This window comes from Chromobacterium vaccinii (genome assembly GCF_000971335.1).
In the GTDB taxonomy this organism is placed as follows: domain Bacteria; phylum Pseudomonadota; class Gammaproteobacteria; order Burkholderiales; family Chromobacteriaceae; genus Chromobacterium; species Chromobacterium vaccinii.
Map to the genome: position 1 here is coordinate 1 of NZ_JZJL01000066.1, position 17,109 is coordinate 17,109.

The following is a 17,109-nucleotide window of genomic DNA, read 5'->3' on the forward strand; positions in this document are numbered from 1 at the left end:
AATGGACTGCATTTCGCAAACCGTCATGATTACCGATGCCAGTTTGTACGTGTAATTGAATTCAAGTTGATGCCCGCTTCGGCGGGCTTTTTTTATGGGTGAATGAAATGGCAACGGATGTTGCGTGGTATCGGGTCGGCAAGATCAGCGTGCAGCAGGGGGCATTGACCGTAAGTGGCCTGGATACGAAATGGTCGGGCCAGGCTAATCCGGGGGATATCCTGATTGGCCCGGATGGCAAGCTATATGAAATCGCCACGGCGAGCGATGCCGCCTTGCAGCTGCGCACGCCCTACGCGGGCGGCAACGCGGCCGGCCAGGCTTACGCCATCGTTCGCAACTTCACCGGCTCGCCGCTGGGCGAAGTGGCGGCCGAGCTGGCCAAGATGCAGCGGCGCTGGATGGTGACGCTGGCCGGCTTCCGCGATGTGCTGTTGACCGACAACGATCAGGCGATGCTTTACGACGAGCTGGGCGAGGGGAAGCAGGTGATGTCCTGGCTGGCCATCAGTCGCGGGGCTAGGGAGGGCCTGGGCGCGATGGAGGCGGCGCGCAAGGTGGTGGTGGACAATTCCGCCGATCTGATCGCCTCGCGCAACGCGGCGGCGGAAAGCGAGAAGAACGCGGCGGCCAGCGAGAAGGCGGCCAAGGCCAGCCAGGCGGCAGCGAAGGCCAGCCAGGACGCTGCCAAGACCAGCCAGGGCGCGAGCGCGAGCAGCGAGAAGAACGCCGCAGCCAGCGCAGCCGCTGCGGCGGCCAGCGCCAAGGCCGGCGGCGACAGCGCCACGGCTGCGGCGGCCAGCGCGGCGTCCATCAGCGATGTTGCGCAGGCCGTCGAGGAGGCCCGAAAAATTACCGGCTGGGCGGCGCGCAAGGGCGACCCGGTGCGGGTCAATTCGGCCAAGTCGCCGGACAAGGGCTTTGTGTCGCTGGATGTGGTGCATAGCGACGGCAACGGCCGGCTGTTCGCGCAGGCCGCGACCGGCGGCGCGATGATCGATCTGGACCCGCAGCCGCTGGATGGCGTGTCTGGTGCGTCGCTGCGGGTGTTCCGCAATGTGACGACGAAGGGGCCGGCGCTGGTGGATATCCACGTCGGCGACGGCAGCGCGACGATACAGCATCGGATTGGCGCGAGCGGGTCCGATACCCTGTTGCATCAGGAAGGCGGCCGGGTGCGGATTGGCCGCGCCGGCATGCCGAGCCGGCTGGATGTGGTCGGCCAGTCGCGGGCGGATACCGTCCGCGCCGGCAAGGGCTACCCGGATAGGGGGGATTCGTCGGTGGTCGGCTATGGGTTTGATGATGACGCCGACACGGGTCTGTTTGCAGACTATGAAGGCGACAAGCCCATGACCGGGACGAAGAACCTGGCGCTGTTCATCAACAGCAAGAACATCCTGGAAGTGGACCAGCAGGGGCGAATCAAGACGCCGGCCTATGGCCTGCTGGAAAACAAGTTCGCGGACAAGCCCTATGTTGACGCTGCCGTGGCGAAGATCGTGGACAGCGCGCCGGAAGCGCTGAACACGTTGAAAGAGCTGGGCGCGGCGCTGAACAACGACGCCAAATTCTCCGATACCGTCGCTAGCCAGCTGGCCAAGAAGCTGGAGGCGCAGGACCTGGCCAGCTACGGCATGGGCGGCAATGCGCGCAACATCGGCAGCGGCGAGCTGACCGACAAGCGCGCGAACGGCTTTTATCACGCGCAGGCCGATGGCGGAAAAGGCGTCAAGGGCGTACCGGGCAGCGGTAGCAATGGCATGTTCACGGTCAACTATCTGAGCGACAAATGGGGAGTGCTGACATACCGCGCATGGGGCGGCGAGGTGTACGAGGCGCGGCTTGAAAACGGCACGTGGAGCGATTGGAACCGTCATTGGCATACCGGCAACGATGGCGCGCTGTTGATGCATCGGCAGGCCCTGGGCAAAGACGTTGATCTGAACACGTGTCGGCAAAACGGCTGGTTCTGGCAGGGAGCCAACGCGAACGCGTCAACAGGCAGCAATTACCCGTGGGCAGTGGCCGGCGCGTTGTCGGTGCTAGAGCAGGGCAGCATGACGTTTCAGCAGTACCAGACCTATCACCCGGACAACACGCAGCTGTATTTCCGCAGTCGTTATAACGAGCGTTGGGGCGCGTGGGCGAAAGTCTGGCATGACAAAAACCACGGTCCGGGGTCCGGCCTGAATGCCGATACCGTGGACGGGTTGCAGGCGGCTGACCTGTTGGCGCTGGCCGGGGATCAGCAGGTAACGGGCAACAAGCGGTTTCTCGCGCCGCTGACGTCTCAGCCGAACGGCAGTTCCTGGAAGGATTGGGCGACAGATGCGCGCTGGGGTGGTCTGCAAGTCGCCTGCCCGTCGAGTGGACAAGCCTATACGGTTTGGCGAGCGGTGCAGGAAGGCCAGCAGCGGCAACTGGCGGCGCTGGCGGTGTGCAAGGGCGGCAATGATGATGCCGTGGCGCAAGTGGTGCTTCACCTTGGCGGCCCGGGCGTCAATGATATGCCGCATCTGTGGCAGGGCAACGACTACCGGGCGGCAGGCAATATTGAGGCGCGTAATAAGTTGCTGACGGGCAATCTGGCCTGCGCGATGGCAAAGGGTGATCAAGCCGCCGCGCTAGAGGTGCGCGCTAATATTAATGGGAATGGCGACAAGCAGACTGCCGCCATGGCTTTTCATGTGCCGGGTGTGTGGGCGGTCAAGCTGGCGCTTCGTCATGATGGCGTGTTCGGCCTGGGTGGCTGGTCGGCCGATGAGTGGCGATGGTTTGTCGATACCAAGACCGGCGACATGACGGCCTCCGGTAACGTGACGTGGTTTTCGGATCGGAGACTTAAGACCGACATCGAGCCGATTGCGGACGCGTTGGACAAGGTCCGACGCCTCAATGGTTACACCTTCACCCGAACCGATACCGGCGCGCGCCAGGTGGGGCTGATCGCGCAGGAAGTGCAGGCAGTGCAGCCGGAAGCGGTGATCGAGGCGGCGGACGAGGCCAAAACGTTGACGGTCGCTTACGGCAATTTGGTTGGCTTGCTGGTAGAGGCGCTGAAAGAGCAACAGCGCAATTTCGAACAGTTAGAGGCCCGCATTGCTCAGCTGGAGGCCGCATGACGTTGCCGGCCAGCGGGGCGTTTTCAGCGCGGGAGCTGAATCTTGAAATTGAGCGAGCCGAGGGGGCGGCAGGAAATGCAGGCGAGGCCGAGTTCCGACGCTTAGCGAAAGTCGGGAACGGAGCCTATTCCGCAAAGGACTTTATAGGTAAGCAAGTGGAGGTAGAAATTGCGCTCACGAAAATAGAAGACTATTCGGAAAAGGTAGTAGGCGGCTGGTTTCAGTCTAATCCAGTGGATTGCATCGTTCGCTATGCCGGGATCGAGGCGATGAAATATCAATGGGAGCAAGTCGGCAAGGTTAATCCAAAAGTTAGAGTGCAAAACGGGCGCGATAAATTAAAGACGCTAGTGGTTGAATGCCGGGAGCCGGTCGTAGGGGTGCAATGGCAATGTACGGTTAGAAGGTTGAGAGACGATGCGTTGATGGGCGTGAGTCCTGTTTTGTCGATTACCTTCCAGTGGCGCAAGTGAAATGATGATATGTAATCAGCGAGGTGTCATGCAGGAGATTGGAAAAGGGGTCGCGGCACTTTTAATTGTGATCATGCTGGCAGTGGTCGGGGCTTCTATCGCCTTGGCCAAGATGCTGGTAAGTGGCGAGCAAATTACGGCCCGTCTGGCTGTCGGGCGTGCGATTTTGGGTGGCGCGACTTCTACGGTTGCCGGCCTGGTATTGATGCGGTTTCCGGATATGCCTTTGCCGGCATTGGTGGGAGCCGGTTCTGTCGTGGGTATCTTGGGGGCGCAGTGGTTGGAGGCATGGCTTAAAAAGCAGGCCAATAAATTTGGCAGTTAGCAGTAACGCAGTTTAGTGAATTAAAAATGCCCGCAGATGCGGGCTTTGTTGTTTCTAAGGGGATGATATGGAATTGGTGCAAACCGCAATGACTCAATTAGGCGTTGAGGAACAGCCGCGCGGCTCCAACGATGGGCCGAAGGTGCGTCAGTACCTGCAGGCGGTGGGGATCGGGTTTCCTGCGGCCTGGTGCATGGCCTTCGTCTATTGGTGCGCCCAGCGCGCGGCGGATGAGACCGGCGCCGTCAATCCGTTGTTGAAGACTGGCGGGGTATTGCGGCAATGGAACGAACGCCCAGCGCTGCGCGTGAGCGCGCCGCAGCCTGGCGACGTGTTCGTCATGGATTTCGGCAAGGGGCTGGGGCATACCGGCATCGTTGAGAGGGTGGATGGCGACAGGTTGCTGACGATCGAGGGCAACACCAACGCCAGCGGCGGGCGCGAAGGCTACGCCGTCTGCAGGCGCGTGCGCAGCGCGAAGCTGTGCAAGGGTTTTCTGCGGGTGGGACTGTGAATGGGCATTTGCGGGCGGTTGTCGGCGTTGTGGTGGTCGTGGGCTGGCTTGGGTCAGTCTGGTGGGCATATGGTCAGGGAGCTGACGCGATACGCCAGCAATGGGCAATGGCCGATGCGAGGCGAGGGGCGGCCGAGGCCCGCGCCGATCTAAAAGGCTACCGGGCTGAGACGGAACGGCTGCATGCGCTATCACAGCGGATTGAAGCCACGTTGAGCGCATTGCGCCAAGCGCAGCCACAAATTCTAGAAAGGTATAACCATGTTGTGGAAAAGCAGCCATTGCCTGCTGAGTGTCGCCCTGGTGCTGACAGGTTGCGCGAACTCAATGCCGCCATCGAGGCCGCCAATGCCGCCGCTTCCGGTCAACTTGGCCAAGTCGTGTCCGCAGCTGGAGCCGGTGATGGTGGATAGTTGGGATGCCGTTGCGAAGGGGTATATTGATGTTCTGTTTATCTATGCGAGTTGCCGCAGTGTGACGGTGAGGTAAAAAAACAAGCCCCGAAAGGGGCTTGTTATTTAATGCAAGATTTTGAATTCATGATCTGCCATGTAGGCTTGTTTAATTTCAAATGTTGGCAGGGTGTTTTCTTTTCGTTGTTCATTAATGCTATGAATGTAATCTACTGTTTCTTGCGCAGCTTTAACGCCGAGTATGACTTTGCTTATGTATGCAGGGTTAAAGCTCATAGATGTGTGCTTCGTGTTTGCTAGGGCGATTCTCCACTCGTTTTCGTATTTCCATGCACTTGCTTTGTGAAGGTTGTAAACGTCGTAATCGTCAGGTGTGCTGGATATGTAGGGGTTAATTACGGGGCGCATATTATTTGTTTGGTATTCAACTTGCTGGAATAGCGTCGCCATTTCTATGTCTTCTGTGTTGTCAAACTCTATGCAGATTCCTTGGTGGTAATTTGTATAGTGTGACCACATAAGAATATTTTCAGCATCTGTTGTGGCGCAAAAAATACCAGTATTTGCGCAGGCTTGCCTTAGGTTTGATATGAGATTTTCAGTAAATTGCGCTACATTTTGTGAAATTTGATGGGTGTGAATGCTTATTTGAGATTCGCTGGGTTTGGGATTGTTATCAAGAATTTTCATTGAATTGATAACGTATTGGCGAATGTCTTTAATGCCACAATCTTTTTTATAGTGAGGATAGACATCAAAGGGGTCGTTGAAATCTGTGTGAGAGGAAAGAAATAATTGATTGTGAAGAAGAATAGATTCTAATCTTCTCTTCTTTTCTTTAATTTCCTCTTCATTCGTTGTTATGAAAGGATGGGCAAGATATTTGTAGAAGTGATGGGGTAATCCATTGCATTGCTCTTTTAATATTCTAATTCTTTCGGCTTTGGGTTCGTTGAGGAATTTATCAGCAACTCTTTTGTCGCTAGCGGATAATTCTTGTGGGTTAATGTGGCGTAGTTTTTCTTCGAGCCAAATATTGTAAAGATTTTGCTGGCTAGGCTTTAGTATCGGGTTTTTCATTCTATTTCTTTCTGTGAAATGTTTAGAGACGGCTCTAAGCTTATTGCTTGTTATCTGTCGGATCGCTATTTTCTATGGCCTGATCGAAAACTTTAACAAGGCGTGGTCGATGTGTTCGGGAGTCATCAATTGCCCATTCTCCCGTTTTTCGATTGACATGCAATGCTTGCGGCTCGCCATGCTTAGGGATCAGCGTTAAGTCAATCGGTGGCAGAGTATGTGTCGGACCATTTGCTTTTGTTGGAGTAAAGCCATTCATATAGATGATAATCTTTTGGAATGTCTCTTTGATTAGGTGCTGCGCCATTTCTCTAGCGTCAAAATCTAATGCATTGACGCCATCCATTAGTTTGGTCAAGTCTTCGGCCAGAATGGTATGTGGCTTTTCAAGCGAAGGCTGCAAATTCTGTGAGTGGCTGCAGTAGTCAATGATGGCATTTTCAACAGGGACAACAGAGCAAGACGCTCTTGTTGTACATTTACGCCTTTTAGGCTTGTTATTTCCGCAGCAATGAAGTCTTCTATGGCCATTTTGCGGTGCGCCGTTTGGTCTTTTATTTCTCTGAAGCGAGTTGCCGCCCACAACGGCAGAATCACAATAACCGCAGCGTAGCAAGTTAGAGCCAGTGACTACGCTTGCAATGTCCTCTGGCTTTCTATGTTTTTTATGGCGAGGCAAAAACAATGCCTTGCGGTCCCGGTTGCTGATGAGTGCCGGGTAGTAGCCATCTAATTCAAATCTTTCACCATCAACGCTTACAATCTTGACGCCAGTTAGCGCGGGATTTCTGAGAAGCGTAGCTAAGTTGTTGGGCTTGGGCAGGCCATTCCCATTCATGACTAACCCAAGGTTTTTAAGGTGGTGAATAATGGATTTTGAAGTCTTGCCCTGACGATATAACTTAACAGCAATCTGGTAAGCTTTGGCGCGGTCTTCGATGGTTTCCCAATGATCATTTGACCAGCTCAGCCATTGCGGCGTGCTGCCGGCGGCAATGCGGCCGCGATAGGTGCCATTAATCCATTCTTTAAGCCTAGTTTTTAATGCGGCTTTAACGCGTTTGGATTTGATATCGCTTTCTTCGTGGGCGCGAATCATCACCAATAGACTATAAACCAAGTCCATCGGATTGTTCCGCAGGTGCTCGCGATTGTATTCTTTGTTGTCGCTGGCAGTGACAACCGTAATGCCGGAATTAATGATTAGAGCTAGCTGACTCTGCGCCAGAATGGGTTCTGCCCGGCTAAGTCTGTCTAAGCTTTCGACAATGAGAAATGAACCTTCCGCTATAAGTCCATCTTTGACAGCTTCTAGGAAGGTTCCTAGTGCACCCTGCTTAATATGTTTTTGGTGATAAGCGCTGAGTCCTTCATCCCGTAGGCTGAGCGTATCATCCACTTGTAAACCATTTTTTTCAGCCCATTGGCGCGCATATTGAGTCTGCCTGTCTATAGACGTCCCTGTAGATTGACGCGGGTCACTGAAACGCAAATAACTATATACTTTTACTTGGTCCATTGTTATTTTTATGATCCTGAGAGAAGGCTGGTTCTATCGAGGAATAGGATAGAAGCCAGAAGATTTATTGTTCCTCTGTCTTTTTAGAGGTGTCGTTATAATCAAATGTTGCGCCTATTTCACGCATTTTATCTAAAACTTGAAGGACTTCATGTTCTGGCAGGGTTAGGCGCGCTGCAGTGTAAAACAGCATATGCAGGCTCATTTTTCTTGGCTCTGCACCGCCAGTGTATTTTCTCCATTGGCTACTGCCCGACACGCCCGCAAGGTGCGCCATGTCCTCGCCTTGAAAGCCAAGAGCTTTTCGCAGATTGGCAAGGTCGTCAGTGGTGGGGGCGGTATAGTTTTCGATAATTTTCATGTGAAAAAGCCTCGCAATGCGAGGCCCCTATTTTATTTACATAAGTAGGCGAAGGACGTATCTAGTTCTTCGTCGTAAACGATGGGTTCTTCAAGTCGTAAAGATTTCATTTGGGCAGAGAAGGCCACCGCAGTATTCACATCGTGGGGAGCACCTGAGATTGTGAACCTCTCATTTTCTTTTCCCCGGAATGTCCATTCTATTTCTGCGCCGGTTTCCTTTTTAATTAAGGATTCAATTTGCGCGCTCAGCATTTTCAGGCTGTGAATTTCTTGTGCGATGGAGCTTGCCATTTTTATCTTCCTTTTCAGGGGTGGCGGGCTGCGCCTGATGCGCTACCCTATGAGCCGAATTCTATAGCCCCAATGGGGCTAAGTCAAGTGGGTAGGTTGAGCCAGTCACTATTTTTCAGCCTACGAAAGCGGGCATGTTATTGGCAAGAATATCTAGTAAGCGGGCTGGGCCTATGCCTAGCTGGCGCCCTTGGTGTGTGATTAGGTGTAACTCTGCTTGTTCAAGATTTTTCTGTTGAATAGGGATGGCGACTAAACTGCCATTTTCAATTTCTTTTCGCACCGAGAATTTTGGTTGAATTGTGATACCTTCCCCCGCAATGGCAAACGCTATCATGACAGCAAAGCTATTCGTTTGAATGTAGGGGATAATTTCGCAGCGTTCTTTCTTTTCTGCATCGCGTAGAATCTGCCGAACGCCAAAGCTTATATCTGGCATGATGATTTTTTCTTGTACTAAACGGGCAAAGCTAATCGGTTGCGTTTCATTGGTCAGCGGATGGCCGCGAGCCGCTATTGCATAAAGGGGCTGAATAGAAGTTCGATGCACTCTAAGGTGTGGGTTGGGCATTGAATAAAAAACAATACCAATATGAGCTTTGTCTGTAACGATGGCGCTTATGATGTCATTGGTGCCATGGATGTCTACATTGTATGTGATGTTTGGATATTGCTTACTGAATATTTTGGTCGCCTCAAGTAAATCCTCTATCACCCCACCGCCCGTCACGATACCGACATGGCCACGATGAATACCTTTAATTTCCTGCAAGCGTGTTTTTACGGTTTCTTGTTCAGTCTGATGTCTCTTGTAGTATTCCAGTAAAATATTACCTTCCAGTGTTGGAATCATGTTCCTGCGATGGCGTTCAAATAATGCAATGCCTAGCTCATTTTCAAGTTGGGTGATGTGGCGGCTAACTGCGGATGGTGAGACATCGAGGTAGTCGGCAGCGGCCCGAATGCCTCCAAGTCGGGTGGCCTCAAAAAAATATCTAACATTAATATCATTAAATTCCATACATTCCCTATTAGTCCTGTTGCGCTGCCTGCAACAAAATTTTTAATCTGTGATATTGGCGATTAGTTGATGGATGGTTAGAATTGCCCCTCATTATGACATGGTTCTTATGCGGCTCAAGCGAGTGCATTGATAGTCCTGATAAGGATTTAAAGGGGGGAAAGTGGAAGCTATTGCACATGTTCGAGTAACCGGCTTTGACAAAATATCTGATGAGGAAGCGCGGGATATGGCCATTTGGCGGCATGACATCCATCGCCACCCTGAAACAGCATTTCAAGAGCATCGCACGGCAGGGAAAATAGCTGAGTTACTGCGCAGCTTTGGACTGGAAGTGGAAACCGGGATTGGTAAAACCGGTGTTGTGGGTACGCTGCGGGCGGGGAAGGGAACGCGCGCTATTGGGCTGCGGGCGGACATGGACGCCCTGCATCTGCAGGAAGAGGGCGACTTGCCTTATCGCTCTGAGCATAAAGGCCGCATGCATGCGTGCGGCCATGATGGCCATTGCGCGATGCTGCTGGGCGCAGCGCGGCATTTGGCCAATAGCAAGGATTTTGACGGCGTCGTGCATTTCATTTTCCAGCCGGCGGAAGAGAATGAAGGCGGCGCCCGTGACATGTTGGATGACGGCCTGTTCGAGCGCTTCCCGGTGGATAGCGTCTATGGCTTGCATAACTGGCCAGATTTGCCGGTTGGCCAGATGGCGACGCATCCGGGGCCGATTATGTTCGCCTTCGATATTTTCGAAATCCGCCTGCGTGGCCAAGGTGGCCATGCGGCGATGCCGAATCGGGTCAATGACGTGGTGGTGGCGCAAGCGCAGTTGGTGAACATGCTGCAAACCATCGTCAGCCGTAACGTCGATCCCTTAGACCCGGTTGTGCTTTCGATTACGCAAGTGGAAGCCGGGTCCACCTGGAACATTCTGCCAGAGCGTGCAGTATTGCGCGGCACGGTGCGACATGCCTCAACGTCTGTGCAAGCCCTGATCGAAGCCCGGATGCGTGAAGTGGTCGATCAAGTGGCTTTGGCCATGGGTGTCGAGGCTGAGCTGGATTACTGGTATCGCTACCCGGCCACGATCAATACCAAGGCGGAAGCCCGGCAAGCGATTGAAGTCGCCGCGGCCTTGCTGGGGCCGGAAAACATCAAGACCAATCAGCGGCCGTCGATGGGGTCCGAAGACTTCGCCTTCATGCTGCAGCGTCGACCGGGCTGCTATGCCTGGTTGGGCGTGGGTGGGGGAGAGCATCGCGCGGGCCTGCATCATCCGCATTACGACTTCAATGATCAGGCGCTATCCGTGGGCGCCGCGTATTGGGTGAAGCTGGTGGAAACGGTCCTGGCGCCTTAAGCCGGGGTTCATAGCGAAACTGCAGAAAGAAAAAAATGGCACATGCAGGCGTAGAGCAGTACAGGGAGTTGGAAGGGGTAGGCGGCATAGGGTTTAACAAGTTGGCACACCTGATCACGATAGGCATCGTCATCATTGCCGAGCTGATCTATGTGCAAAAGTTCGCGGTCGGCAAGGGCAATATCATTCTGTTGCCCCTGCTGTACGCTTTTGTTCTGGGCGCTATCTGTAACCCAAGCGTCAATCCGCTGGCGGCCCGCTGGGTGCGGCCGACGGTCGGCAACTCGCTCAGTCAGGTGATACTGATTGCGGTGTTGCCGCTGGGGGCCAAGCTGGCGACCTTGCTGGGGCCGCAGATCAAAGCGATTATCGCGGCCGGGCCGGTGTTGGTCTTCCATGAGATCGGCAACGTGGCGACTTCCCTAGTGGCCATGCCGGTTGCTGTGCTGCTGTTCCGCATGGGGCGCGAGGCGGTAGGGGCGACCTTCTCCATTGATCGGGAGCCAAACATTGCCGTCATTTCCGAGCGCTACGGCCTGCGCAGTCTGGAAGGCATGGGAACGCTGAGCGTGTACGCGATAGGGACGATGTTCGGCACGATCTTTTTCTCGCTGTTGGTGCCGCTGGTCTTCTCCTGGGACGTGTTCAGCAATAAGGCGTTGGGCATCGCCTGCGGCGTCGGTAGCGGCAGCATGATGGCCGCTTGCGCCGCCACGCTGACAGCCATCCTGCCCGCGCATAAGGATGAACTGTTTGCGCTGGCGGCGGCTAGTAATCTGCTGACATCGGCAACCGGCGTTATTTTCGGTATGTACGTGGCGTTGCCGTTCGCCAACGGCTTGTACAAGGTGTTGAGCAAGCTGCGCAAGCCACGTCAGGCGGCGGCTGCCATCCATGAATCTGATATTGAGGTGGTGAAGACGGAGGAGCCTAAGCTGGGTGTCGCCGGCTTTGTCAGCAATATGTTGATGGCGGGTGCCATCATTGTGCTGAGCCATGTCATGGGGCCTAAGAAAGAACTGGTGATGGTGGCGCCGGGAGTGGCGTTGATGCTGGGCATTTGCTTGAGCGGGTACTTCCTGAACCGCTATTTGCCGTTCAAGATTTCGACGCTGATATGGATTTCCATTGTGGGCGTGTTGGCCAGCTTGCCGGGCCTGCCTAGCGCGGATTTGCGCAACCAATGGTTTAGCCAGGTGGACGCGCTGTCATGCGCGACGCTGGTTCTGGCGTATGCCGGCTTGGCGCTGACAAAGCAGGAAGTCACGATATTTAAAAGGGATGGCTGGCGTTTGATGATTGTCGCCATGCTGGTATTTGGTGGGACGTTCCTCGGGTCGGCTTTGGTCAGTGATTTGTTATTTGCTTTGTTGGGCACGCATTAAAATCAGGTGTGGCAGAATAAATAAAGAAGATGATGCAGTGTGGTTGAAGTAATTGGGGGTGGTAAAGCGAACGGCTGCAGAAATGCAGCCGTTTTTATTATCTGGATTCTCTTGTTATGGCACGGCTGTATATTGGTGCTTGAATTAAAATAACTGAGGTGTGACTTGAATTAATTGGGCGTGGTAAAAAGAAAACAGCCGCATAAAAGCGGCTGTTTTTTATTGGCTTAATATAATGCGTATGTTATTATTTGTGGGCTGAAGTCTCTAATGCCAGGGCTTCAGTGTTCTACCCCTTGGGGCCGCTTAATGCGGCCCTTTTTTTCTACTCCCGCTTACAAGTGGGAGTCAATCGCCAGCATACAGCTGTCTTCCCTGATTGGCAACACATAAGAAGCGACGATGCCTTGATCAATTAACCTTTGAGTGTTTGGGCTTGCCATACATAGCCTTGCTACCCACGAAGGTTGCCCGTTGGTGTGCGTGTCCTCCTACCTCACGACGCGTATTAGTCATTGCACTCGCAACCTGGCTTGGTATGCCTTCTGCTCTGGCCATGGCGGGAAAGTCCGCATCTGTAACAACAGGGAAGTTTGAAACATCAATTTTGGCAGGGTCAGTGGACTGACTAGGGCAGTTTTTTAAAAGAGCATCTTCATACGGGAAGAGTGGTAGCTCTCCGGTTGGATAGCCACTTTGTCCTATTCGCATCGGGCCATTTTTTTGAATTCGCTCACGCCGTTTCATGGCAAGTGCAACGTGTTTTTTCCTCTGCCAAACAGTTGTCGGCCCCAACATGTAAAATGAAGCATGTGAGTCATGAACATGTTGGTCGAAAAAGTCGTGAACTTGCTGTGGAATCTTTGTTTGTTGTGCCTGTCTTTGTATCTCGCGTAATTCTTTGACTTCATCAGAGGATAGCCCATTCGGGCTTTGTGAGTCCTTTATCCAATCTTGATCGCTTGCCCTCATGTCTTCCAAATCTTGCTTGTCGGCCCGACTGCCACGTCCAGTAGACTTGCTTAATTTCTTCATGCAATCTTGTTGCATAAAATGAGCGCTAGTGGCAAATCGCCATTGCCAGTACTTTTTCAGGTGATTGTAAAGCTTGTCTTCTACAAGCGAACCACTCCCTCCAGCCCATGCCATGTATGCGCTGAATCGTTGTAGTAGCACTGGGTCACATATAAAATCTTGCTTTAGGGAGTCATCTTCTTTCAAAGAGGCTAAGGGTCTAAATGGGGTGCCAGCGGAAATTGCATCGTTGTACATGTTTAGCAAGGGGATTTGACTTAATAACTTGCTTCTATTTCCAATTGATTTTCCTTGATCGCCTGGGCCATATCCACCGCCAACATCCGAGTGTGAACCCGGATAAACGACTTCTATCGCATTAGTTGGAATAGAGCCATCGCTGTGTCTAATGCTAGTAAGCGGGAAGGAGTACCGAATTTCATGGGCTGCGACATAGTGTCGGCACATTTTTGTAAATTCAGTAACTTTCAAAAAATATGGCTTGGCCCAATCCATTTGACCATCAATTACACCGTCAGCTGATTTTCCTGGAGAGCGACCTAGCGCGGGGGTTGAATGCGCTAAGCCCACGGAGGCGACAGTGTCAAAAATCCCCATGAAATATAGCTGTATAGGTATACATTTGGCAAACAGCCAGACATCTCCCTTTTTTTCACAGCAAAGCTCTAGTACTCTAGCAAATGATCTTGCTTCTGCAGCCCCGCGAGAAAAGCCAAACACAGCTACGTTTACAATGCCAATTGTCGGCTTGGTTTTGTTATCCCCAATAGTGATAGAGAGCTTTGTTAGTGCTTTTTTAATATCTGAGGGTAAGGCAGTGAATTTATTGGCATTGGCTGGTTCAGTAGATATTTCTTCAACGGGCAAACCCTTTTTGAAGTCGTCCATGGAGAAAATTCTCTTTATATTGAACGAGTAGCTAATGGAATTGCATAGCTGAAGAAGGGCGTAGCTAATTCTTTTGCTCCCACCTTTTGCCATTGCAAGACCTTTATCATCAGGCTCTTCTTCTCCAATGTTCTTAAAAATAGTGCCGACGCCTTGTATGTAATGGCTAAATAAATGTTCTTTTGGATTGTTTTTGGCTATTTCAAAAAGGGATACAATATTAGAGTGCTCGCATTGATTTCTTGGTTTTCCGGCCTGCATTGCTTCAGTTAAATCGCGATCTCTGTTGTTATTTGTTCCGTCAAAAAAAATGTAACCCATGGATTTACGATGCAGTTTGGAGTTGCTTTTTTTTCGCTTGTTAATTGACTCTTTTTGAAGAAGGAGTTAGCGACATCAATTTTGCCATCGGATAATTTTGGCAAGGGTGCATTTTGTACGCTCAATTGCTTGCTCCTTGTTTGCCAGTTATATTTACCCATAGCTTTTCAAGCGGACGCGGGCCGTCTTGCAGCAGATTTCCAAACTCCGCAACGGATGGATGGTCTAGTCTTTCAAAGCCTCGATTGTCAGCATAAACCCGGACTTCATCATTTGGTAGAAACGCTATTTGTAATTCACTGACTTCTTTGGTGTCATATGGGGGGAGTGTGATAGTTTTTTGTAACTTAATTTGTGGAAAGTCCAAATCCTTTTTCCCATATTTTTCATAACACTCTTTATTGCTGGATATGCAAGCATTTCGCTCCCAAGTTACAGTCATGGTTATTCCTGGGTGATAAGTATCAGGAATTTTTACGCAGCAGGTCGTGCCACCATTCTCGTTGGTGCGTGACCGACCGGCCCACTCTCCATTTATCCAAGCGGATGTTATGACATGATCTGTATAGTTAAATACTTGCATTGGAGCATCGCTCGACGATGATTCCTTTTTTTCTTCGCATCCTTGAAGAAGCATCATTGAAAGGATTGTAATGACGGAAAAGATAAATGATTTCAATTTTCAACCTTTATAGTGCGTTAGGCGTCGCTCAATATAACTTCTAGCCAAGGTGTGCCATTTTTTGTTTTTGACCAATTTGATGCATATTCTGGCTTTAAATGAAATTCGTCACCTTCCATAAAGGCTGTACGAACAAAGAAAGCTTGGCTGGCGGCATCTTCAATGCCATATTGGTTAATTGCATTAGCAAGACTTATCAATCTTTGATGCAGGGAGTGGGGTGTTATTTCTTCGGGCAGCATTACGGAATAATGTTCCAAAGAGGGAATTAGCATGTCAGGTAGTGCATGTCTCATCATCAGGTCAAACTGCACTTGCGTAAACTCCAACGGTTCCCACGGCTCCGGAATCTCGGGCGTGTCGCGCAGGGTGGCCGCTTCCCATTCGCCAGTGCGGCCGATCCAGCCCCAGCGCGCGACCTGGGAGGCGAGCAGCGTCAATTGCGCGTCCGACATCAGCGGCAGCACGTTGGCCAGCGTGTGGGTGTCGGCAAAGCGCAGCAGCAGCTTTTGCCCGTCGTCGGTGCGGAAGTCGCTGAGCCAGTGCCAGAACGCGCTATCCGGGACCGCGCGGCGGAACTCCACCACGCTGAGCAGCGGGCGGCCGGACGTGATGGCCAGCCATTCGGGCCACCAGTCTTGCAGATGCAGCGGCTGTGTCCAGATCAGTGGGCCGAAGTTTTCCAATTGAGCCATTGGGCTGTTGTCGAGTGCTCTTTGCCAGGGTTGACGACGTTGTAGCCATCGTTTTTCTTTGTCGCTGAGTTGGCTGCCATCCATCAGCCAGCAATAATAGCCGCCCTCGCATTTGGCCATCCATTGATGCAGCTGTGGTAGTAGTTGGGGGGTATTTTGGTTCTGCAGAAACTCCATGACTTACGCTCCGGGCATGCTAGTAGCGACCGGGCTGCGCGCAGCCATCGCTTTCAATAGGCAGGGGATGCACACATCCTTGGGCAAGACAGGTAATGCAGGATTCAAGCTGTCCGGCCCGCTCCAGTCGTGTTTGCCGGCCTTGATGCTGACGTTGCCAGGCGCGTGCAGTTCGATCTTGCCATCCTTGATCCGGACATAGGCGCCGCCGCTGCTCAGCAGGATTTCTTGTTTGGCGTTGGCGTGAATCTTTTGCTTGGCCGATGTGATGGTCAAATCCTTGTCGGCAGTCAGCTCCATGGCGTCGCTCTGCGCCTGCAGCTGCACCTTGCCTTTCGCCGCAATCAGCTTGAATGCCACCTTGTCCTTGACGCCCGCGACGAACAGGCTGATATGCATGCCGGCATTGTGCAGCCAGCGCCGGCCGGTGGTGTGGTTGCTGTCGCGCTGGGAAATCAGATCCAGATTTTGGCCGGCGGCCAGGGTCTGGCTCTGTTCGGTCAGGCTGGCGATGCCGGCCGGGGCGGACAAAACGATAACGGGCTGCTGGCCGGGAGCCTCGCCGCCGCCGCCGTTGGTGTTGGTGCCGGCCTCCCATGCCTTCAGCGCGCTGGCCAGGTGCGCCAGGTTGCCTTTTTCTTTGGCGCCGTCCTTGGCGTTGTCCGGGTCGATTGCATCCGGGCCGGTTTCCATGGTGTCGGCCAGCTGGCCGGCGGCGGTTTCGCCCAGCACTTGCGCCAGGCTCAGCGCGCTGTTGATCTGGTTTTGCGCATGTTCGCGCGCCAGTTGTTTTCCGCCTGCGCCGTTCTGCGTCTCGGTGGACAGCAACAGGCCGTGCGCGGCGCGAATGGCCCCGTGGTTGTCGGTGCGCAGTTCGAAGCCTTCGCCGCGTGGCTGGGCCTTGCCGTCGCTGCGCGGGTGAGTCAGAAAGCCTTGGTTCAGCTGCGTTTTGCCTGGCTCGCTGGACAGCTTGGCGCGGACTTCGCCGGGCGTGTCGTCGAACAGTAGCTCGTTGTAGCCGCCACCCTGGTGCTCTTTCGACTGGATGCCGGATAGCGTCTTGTTGGCTGGCAGGCTGCCGGCGCCGCTGAATGTCGGCGTGGGATGGCTGCCGTTGTACAGCACGCCGGTAATCAAGGGGCGGTCGATATCGCCTTCAATGAAGTTGACTAGCACTTCCTGGCCGATGCGCGGAATGAACTGATGCCCCCACGCCGCGCCGGCCGAAGGCATGGCCACGCGCAGCCAGCAGGAAGACTTGTCATCCATCCCCGCGCCGATGGTCGGGTGTTCCTCCGGCCGCTGCCAGTGGAATTGCACTTTGACGCGGCCGTGTTCGTCGGTGTGGACTTCTTCGCCGGCCGGGCCGACCACGGTCGCGGTTTGGGTGCCTAGGCTGGTGGGCTTGGCGTGCGGGGTGTTGGCATAGGCCGGCGTTAGCGGGA

16 protein-coding genes are annotated in these 17,109 nt (G+C 53.2%); 7 read left to right on the forward strand and 9 right to left on the reverse strand.

Annotated features, from left to right (window positions below):
- The first annotated feature begins 107 nt into the window (after window positions 1-107).
- The 5 genes from VL52_RS23580 to VL52_RS24825 all read left to right on the forward strand — a co-directional run bounded on the left by VL52_RS23580 (window position 108) and on the right by VL52_RS24825 (window position 4,850).
- Window positions 108-3,125: a pyocin knob domain-containing S74 family peptidase gene (locus tag VL52_RS23580; RefSeq protein WP_082113867.1), complete on the forward strand. Its 3,018-nt coding sequence runs from the start codon at window positions 108-110 to the stop codon at window positions 3,123-3,125.
- Window positions 3,122-3,598, forward strand: a complete 477-nt coding sequence (locus tag VL52_RS20950) for a hypothetical protein (protein ID WP_046158867.1) — start codon at window positions 3,122-3,124, stop codon at window positions 3,596-3,598. The genes VL52_RS23580 and VL52_RS20950 overlap by 4 nt, the downstream gene beginning before the upstream one ends.
- Window positions 3,599-3,626: 28 nt before the next feature.
- Window positions 3,627-3,923 carry a phage holin family protein gene (locus VL52_RS20955; RefSeq protein ID WP_046158868.1) on the forward strand — a complete coding sequence of 99 codons (297 nt, stop codon included), beginning with the start codon at window positions 3,627-3,629 and terminating at the stop codon, window positions 3,921-3,923.
- A gap of 88 nt (window positions 3,924-4,011) precedes the next feature.
- Window positions 4,012-4,437 carry a CHAP domain-containing protein gene (locus VL52_RS20960; RefSeq protein WP_200896074.1) on the forward strand — a complete coding sequence of 142 codons (426 nt, stop codon included), beginning with the start codon at window positions 4,012-4,014 and terminating at the stop codon, window positions 4,435-4,437.
- Between the two features lie 107 nt (window positions 4,438-4,544).
- Window positions 4,545-4,850, forward strand: a complete 306-nt coding sequence (locus tag VL52_RS24825) for a hypothetical protein (RefSeq protein ID WP_144410357.1) — start codon at window positions 4,545-4,547, stop codon at window positions 4,848-4,850.
- Between the two features lie 105 nt (window positions 4,851-4,955).
- Here the strand turns inward: VL52_RS24825 and VL52_RS24210 are convergent, their stop codons facing one another.
- From VL52_RS24210 to VL52_RS24220, 5 genes are all read right to left on the reverse strand, one after another.
- On the reverse strand, window positions 4,956-5,930 hold the full coding sequence (locus VL52_RS24210; RefSeq protein ID WP_082113868.1) for a DUF2971 domain-containing protein: 975 nt from the start codon (window positions 5,928-5,930) through the stop codon (window positions 4,956-4,958).
- A gap of 40 nt (window positions 5,931-5,970) precedes the next feature.
- Window positions 5,971-7,449, reverse strand: a complete 1,479-nt coding sequence (locus tag VL52_RS24215; protein ID WP_082113869.1) for a recombinase family protein — start codon at window positions 7,447-7,449, stop codon at window positions 5,971-5,973.
- 64 nt (window positions 7,450-7,513) lie between these two features.
- Entirely contained in the window at window positions 7,514-7,810 is a 297-nt protein-coding gene (locus VL52_RS20970; RefSeq protein WP_046158870.1) for a hypothetical protein, read from the reverse strand.
- A 32-nt stretch (window positions 7,811-7,842) separates the two neighbouring features.
- Window positions 7,843-8,103, reverse strand: coding sequence for a hypothetical protein (locus tag VL52_RS20975; RefSeq protein ID WP_046158871.1), 261 nt, complete (start codon window positions 8,101-8,103; stop codon window positions 7,843-7,845).
- A gap of 115 nt (window positions 8,104-8,218) precedes the next feature.
- Entirely contained in the window at window positions 8,219-9,124 is a 906-nt protein-coding gene (locus VL52_RS24220; protein WP_082113870.1) for a LysR family transcriptional regulator, read from the reverse strand.
- Window positions 9,125-9,287: 163 nt separating this feature from the next.
- On the opposite strand from VL52_RS24220, the gene VL52_RS20980 reads away from it, so the two are divergent.
- Complete coding sequence (locus VL52_RS20980; RefSeq protein WP_235429348.1) at window positions 9,288-10,481, forward strand: M20 aminoacylase family protein; 1,194 nt, start codon at window positions 9,288-9,290, stop codon at window positions 10,479-10,481.
- A 101-nt stretch (window positions 10,482-10,582) separates the two neighbouring features.
- The gene (locus VL52_RS24225; protein WP_200896075.1) at window positions 10,583-11,866 is read left to right on the forward strand and encodes a DUF3100 domain-containing protein; all 1,284 of its coding nucleotides are present in this window, start codon (window positions 10,583-10,585) and stop codon (window positions 11,864-11,866) included.
- A gap of 411 nt (window positions 11,867-12,277) precedes the next feature.
- On the opposite strand, the gene VL52_RS24230 is transcribed toward VL52_RS24225, so the two are convergent.
- From VL52_RS24230 to VL52_RS20995, 4 genes are all read right to left on the reverse strand, one after another.
- Window positions 12,278-14,110 carry a phospholipase effector Tle1 domain-containing protein gene (locus VL52_RS24230; protein ID WP_082113872.1) on the reverse strand — a complete coding sequence of 611 codons (1,833 nt, stop codon included), beginning with the start codon at window positions 14,108-14,110 and terminating at the stop codon, window positions 12,278-12,280.
- Between the two features lie 121 nt (window positions 14,111-14,231).
- Window positions 14,232-14,789, reverse strand: a complete 558-nt coding sequence (locus VL52_RS24235) for a DUF3304 domain-containing protein (RefSeq protein WP_144410358.1) — start codon at window positions 14,787-14,789, stop codon at window positions 14,232-14,234.
- A gap of 20 nt (window positions 14,790-14,809) precedes the next feature.
- Window positions 14,810-15,664, reverse strand: coding sequence for a DUF4123 domain-containing protein (locus VL52_RS20990; protein ID WP_144410359.1), 855 nt, complete (start codon window positions 15,662-15,664; stop codon window positions 14,810-14,812).
- 3 nt (window positions 15,665-15,667) lie between these two features.
- The coding region (locus VL52_RS20995) for a DUF2345 domain-containing protein (RefSeq protein ID WP_046158874.1) at window positions 15,668-17,109 on the reverse strand (1,442 nt) is incomplete at its 5' end.

Bases quoted from the DNA above. Each gene is read 5' to 3' on its own strand.
- VL52_RS23580 (WP_082113867.1), top strand. From the start codon at position 108: ATGGCAACGGATGTTGCGTGGTATCGGGTCGGCAAGATCAGCGTGCAG.
- VL52_RS20950 (WP_046158867.1), top strand. From the start codon at position 3,122: ATGACGTTGCCGGCCAGCGGGGCGTTTTCAGCGCGGGAGCTGAATCTT.
- VL52_RS20955 (WP_046158868.1), top strand. From the start codon at position 3,627: ATGCAGGAGATTGGAAAAGGGGTCGCGGCACTTTTAATTGTGATCATG.
- VL52_RS20960 (WP_200896074.1), top strand. From the start codon at position 4,012: ATGACTCAATTAGGCGTTGAGGAACAGCCGCGCGGCTCCAACGATGGG.
- VL52_RS24825 (WP_144410357.1), top strand. From the start codon at position 4,545: ATGGCCGATGCGAGGCGAGGGGCGGCCGAGGCCCGCGCCGATCTAAAA.
- VL52_RS24210 (WP_082113868.1), bottom strand. From the start codon at position 5,930: ATGAAAAACCCGATACTAAAGCCTAGCCAGCAAAATCTTTACAATATT.
- VL52_RS24215 (WP_082113869.1), bottom strand. From the start codon at position 7,449: ATGGACCAAGTAAAAGTATATAGTTATTTGCGTTTCAGTGACCCGCGT.
- VL52_RS20970 (WP_046158870.1), bottom strand. From the start codon at position 7,810: ATGAAAATTATCGAAAACTATACCGCCCCCACCACTGACGACCTTGCC.
- VL52_RS20975 (WP_046158871.1), bottom strand. From the start codon at position 8,103: ATGGCAAGCTCCATCGCACAAGAAATTCACAGCCTGAAAATGCTGAGC.
- VL52_RS24220 (WP_082113870.1), bottom strand. From the start codon at position 9,124: ATGGAATTTAATGATATTAATGTTAGATATTTTTTTGAGGCCACCCGA.
- VL52_RS24230 (WP_082113872.1), bottom strand. From the start codon at position 14,110: ATGGGTTACATTTTTTTTGACGGAACAAATAACAACAGAGATCGCGAT.
- VL52_RS20990 (WP_144410359.1), bottom strand. From the start codon at position 15,664: ATGGAGTTTCTGCAGAACCAAAATACCCCCCAACTACTACCACAGCTG.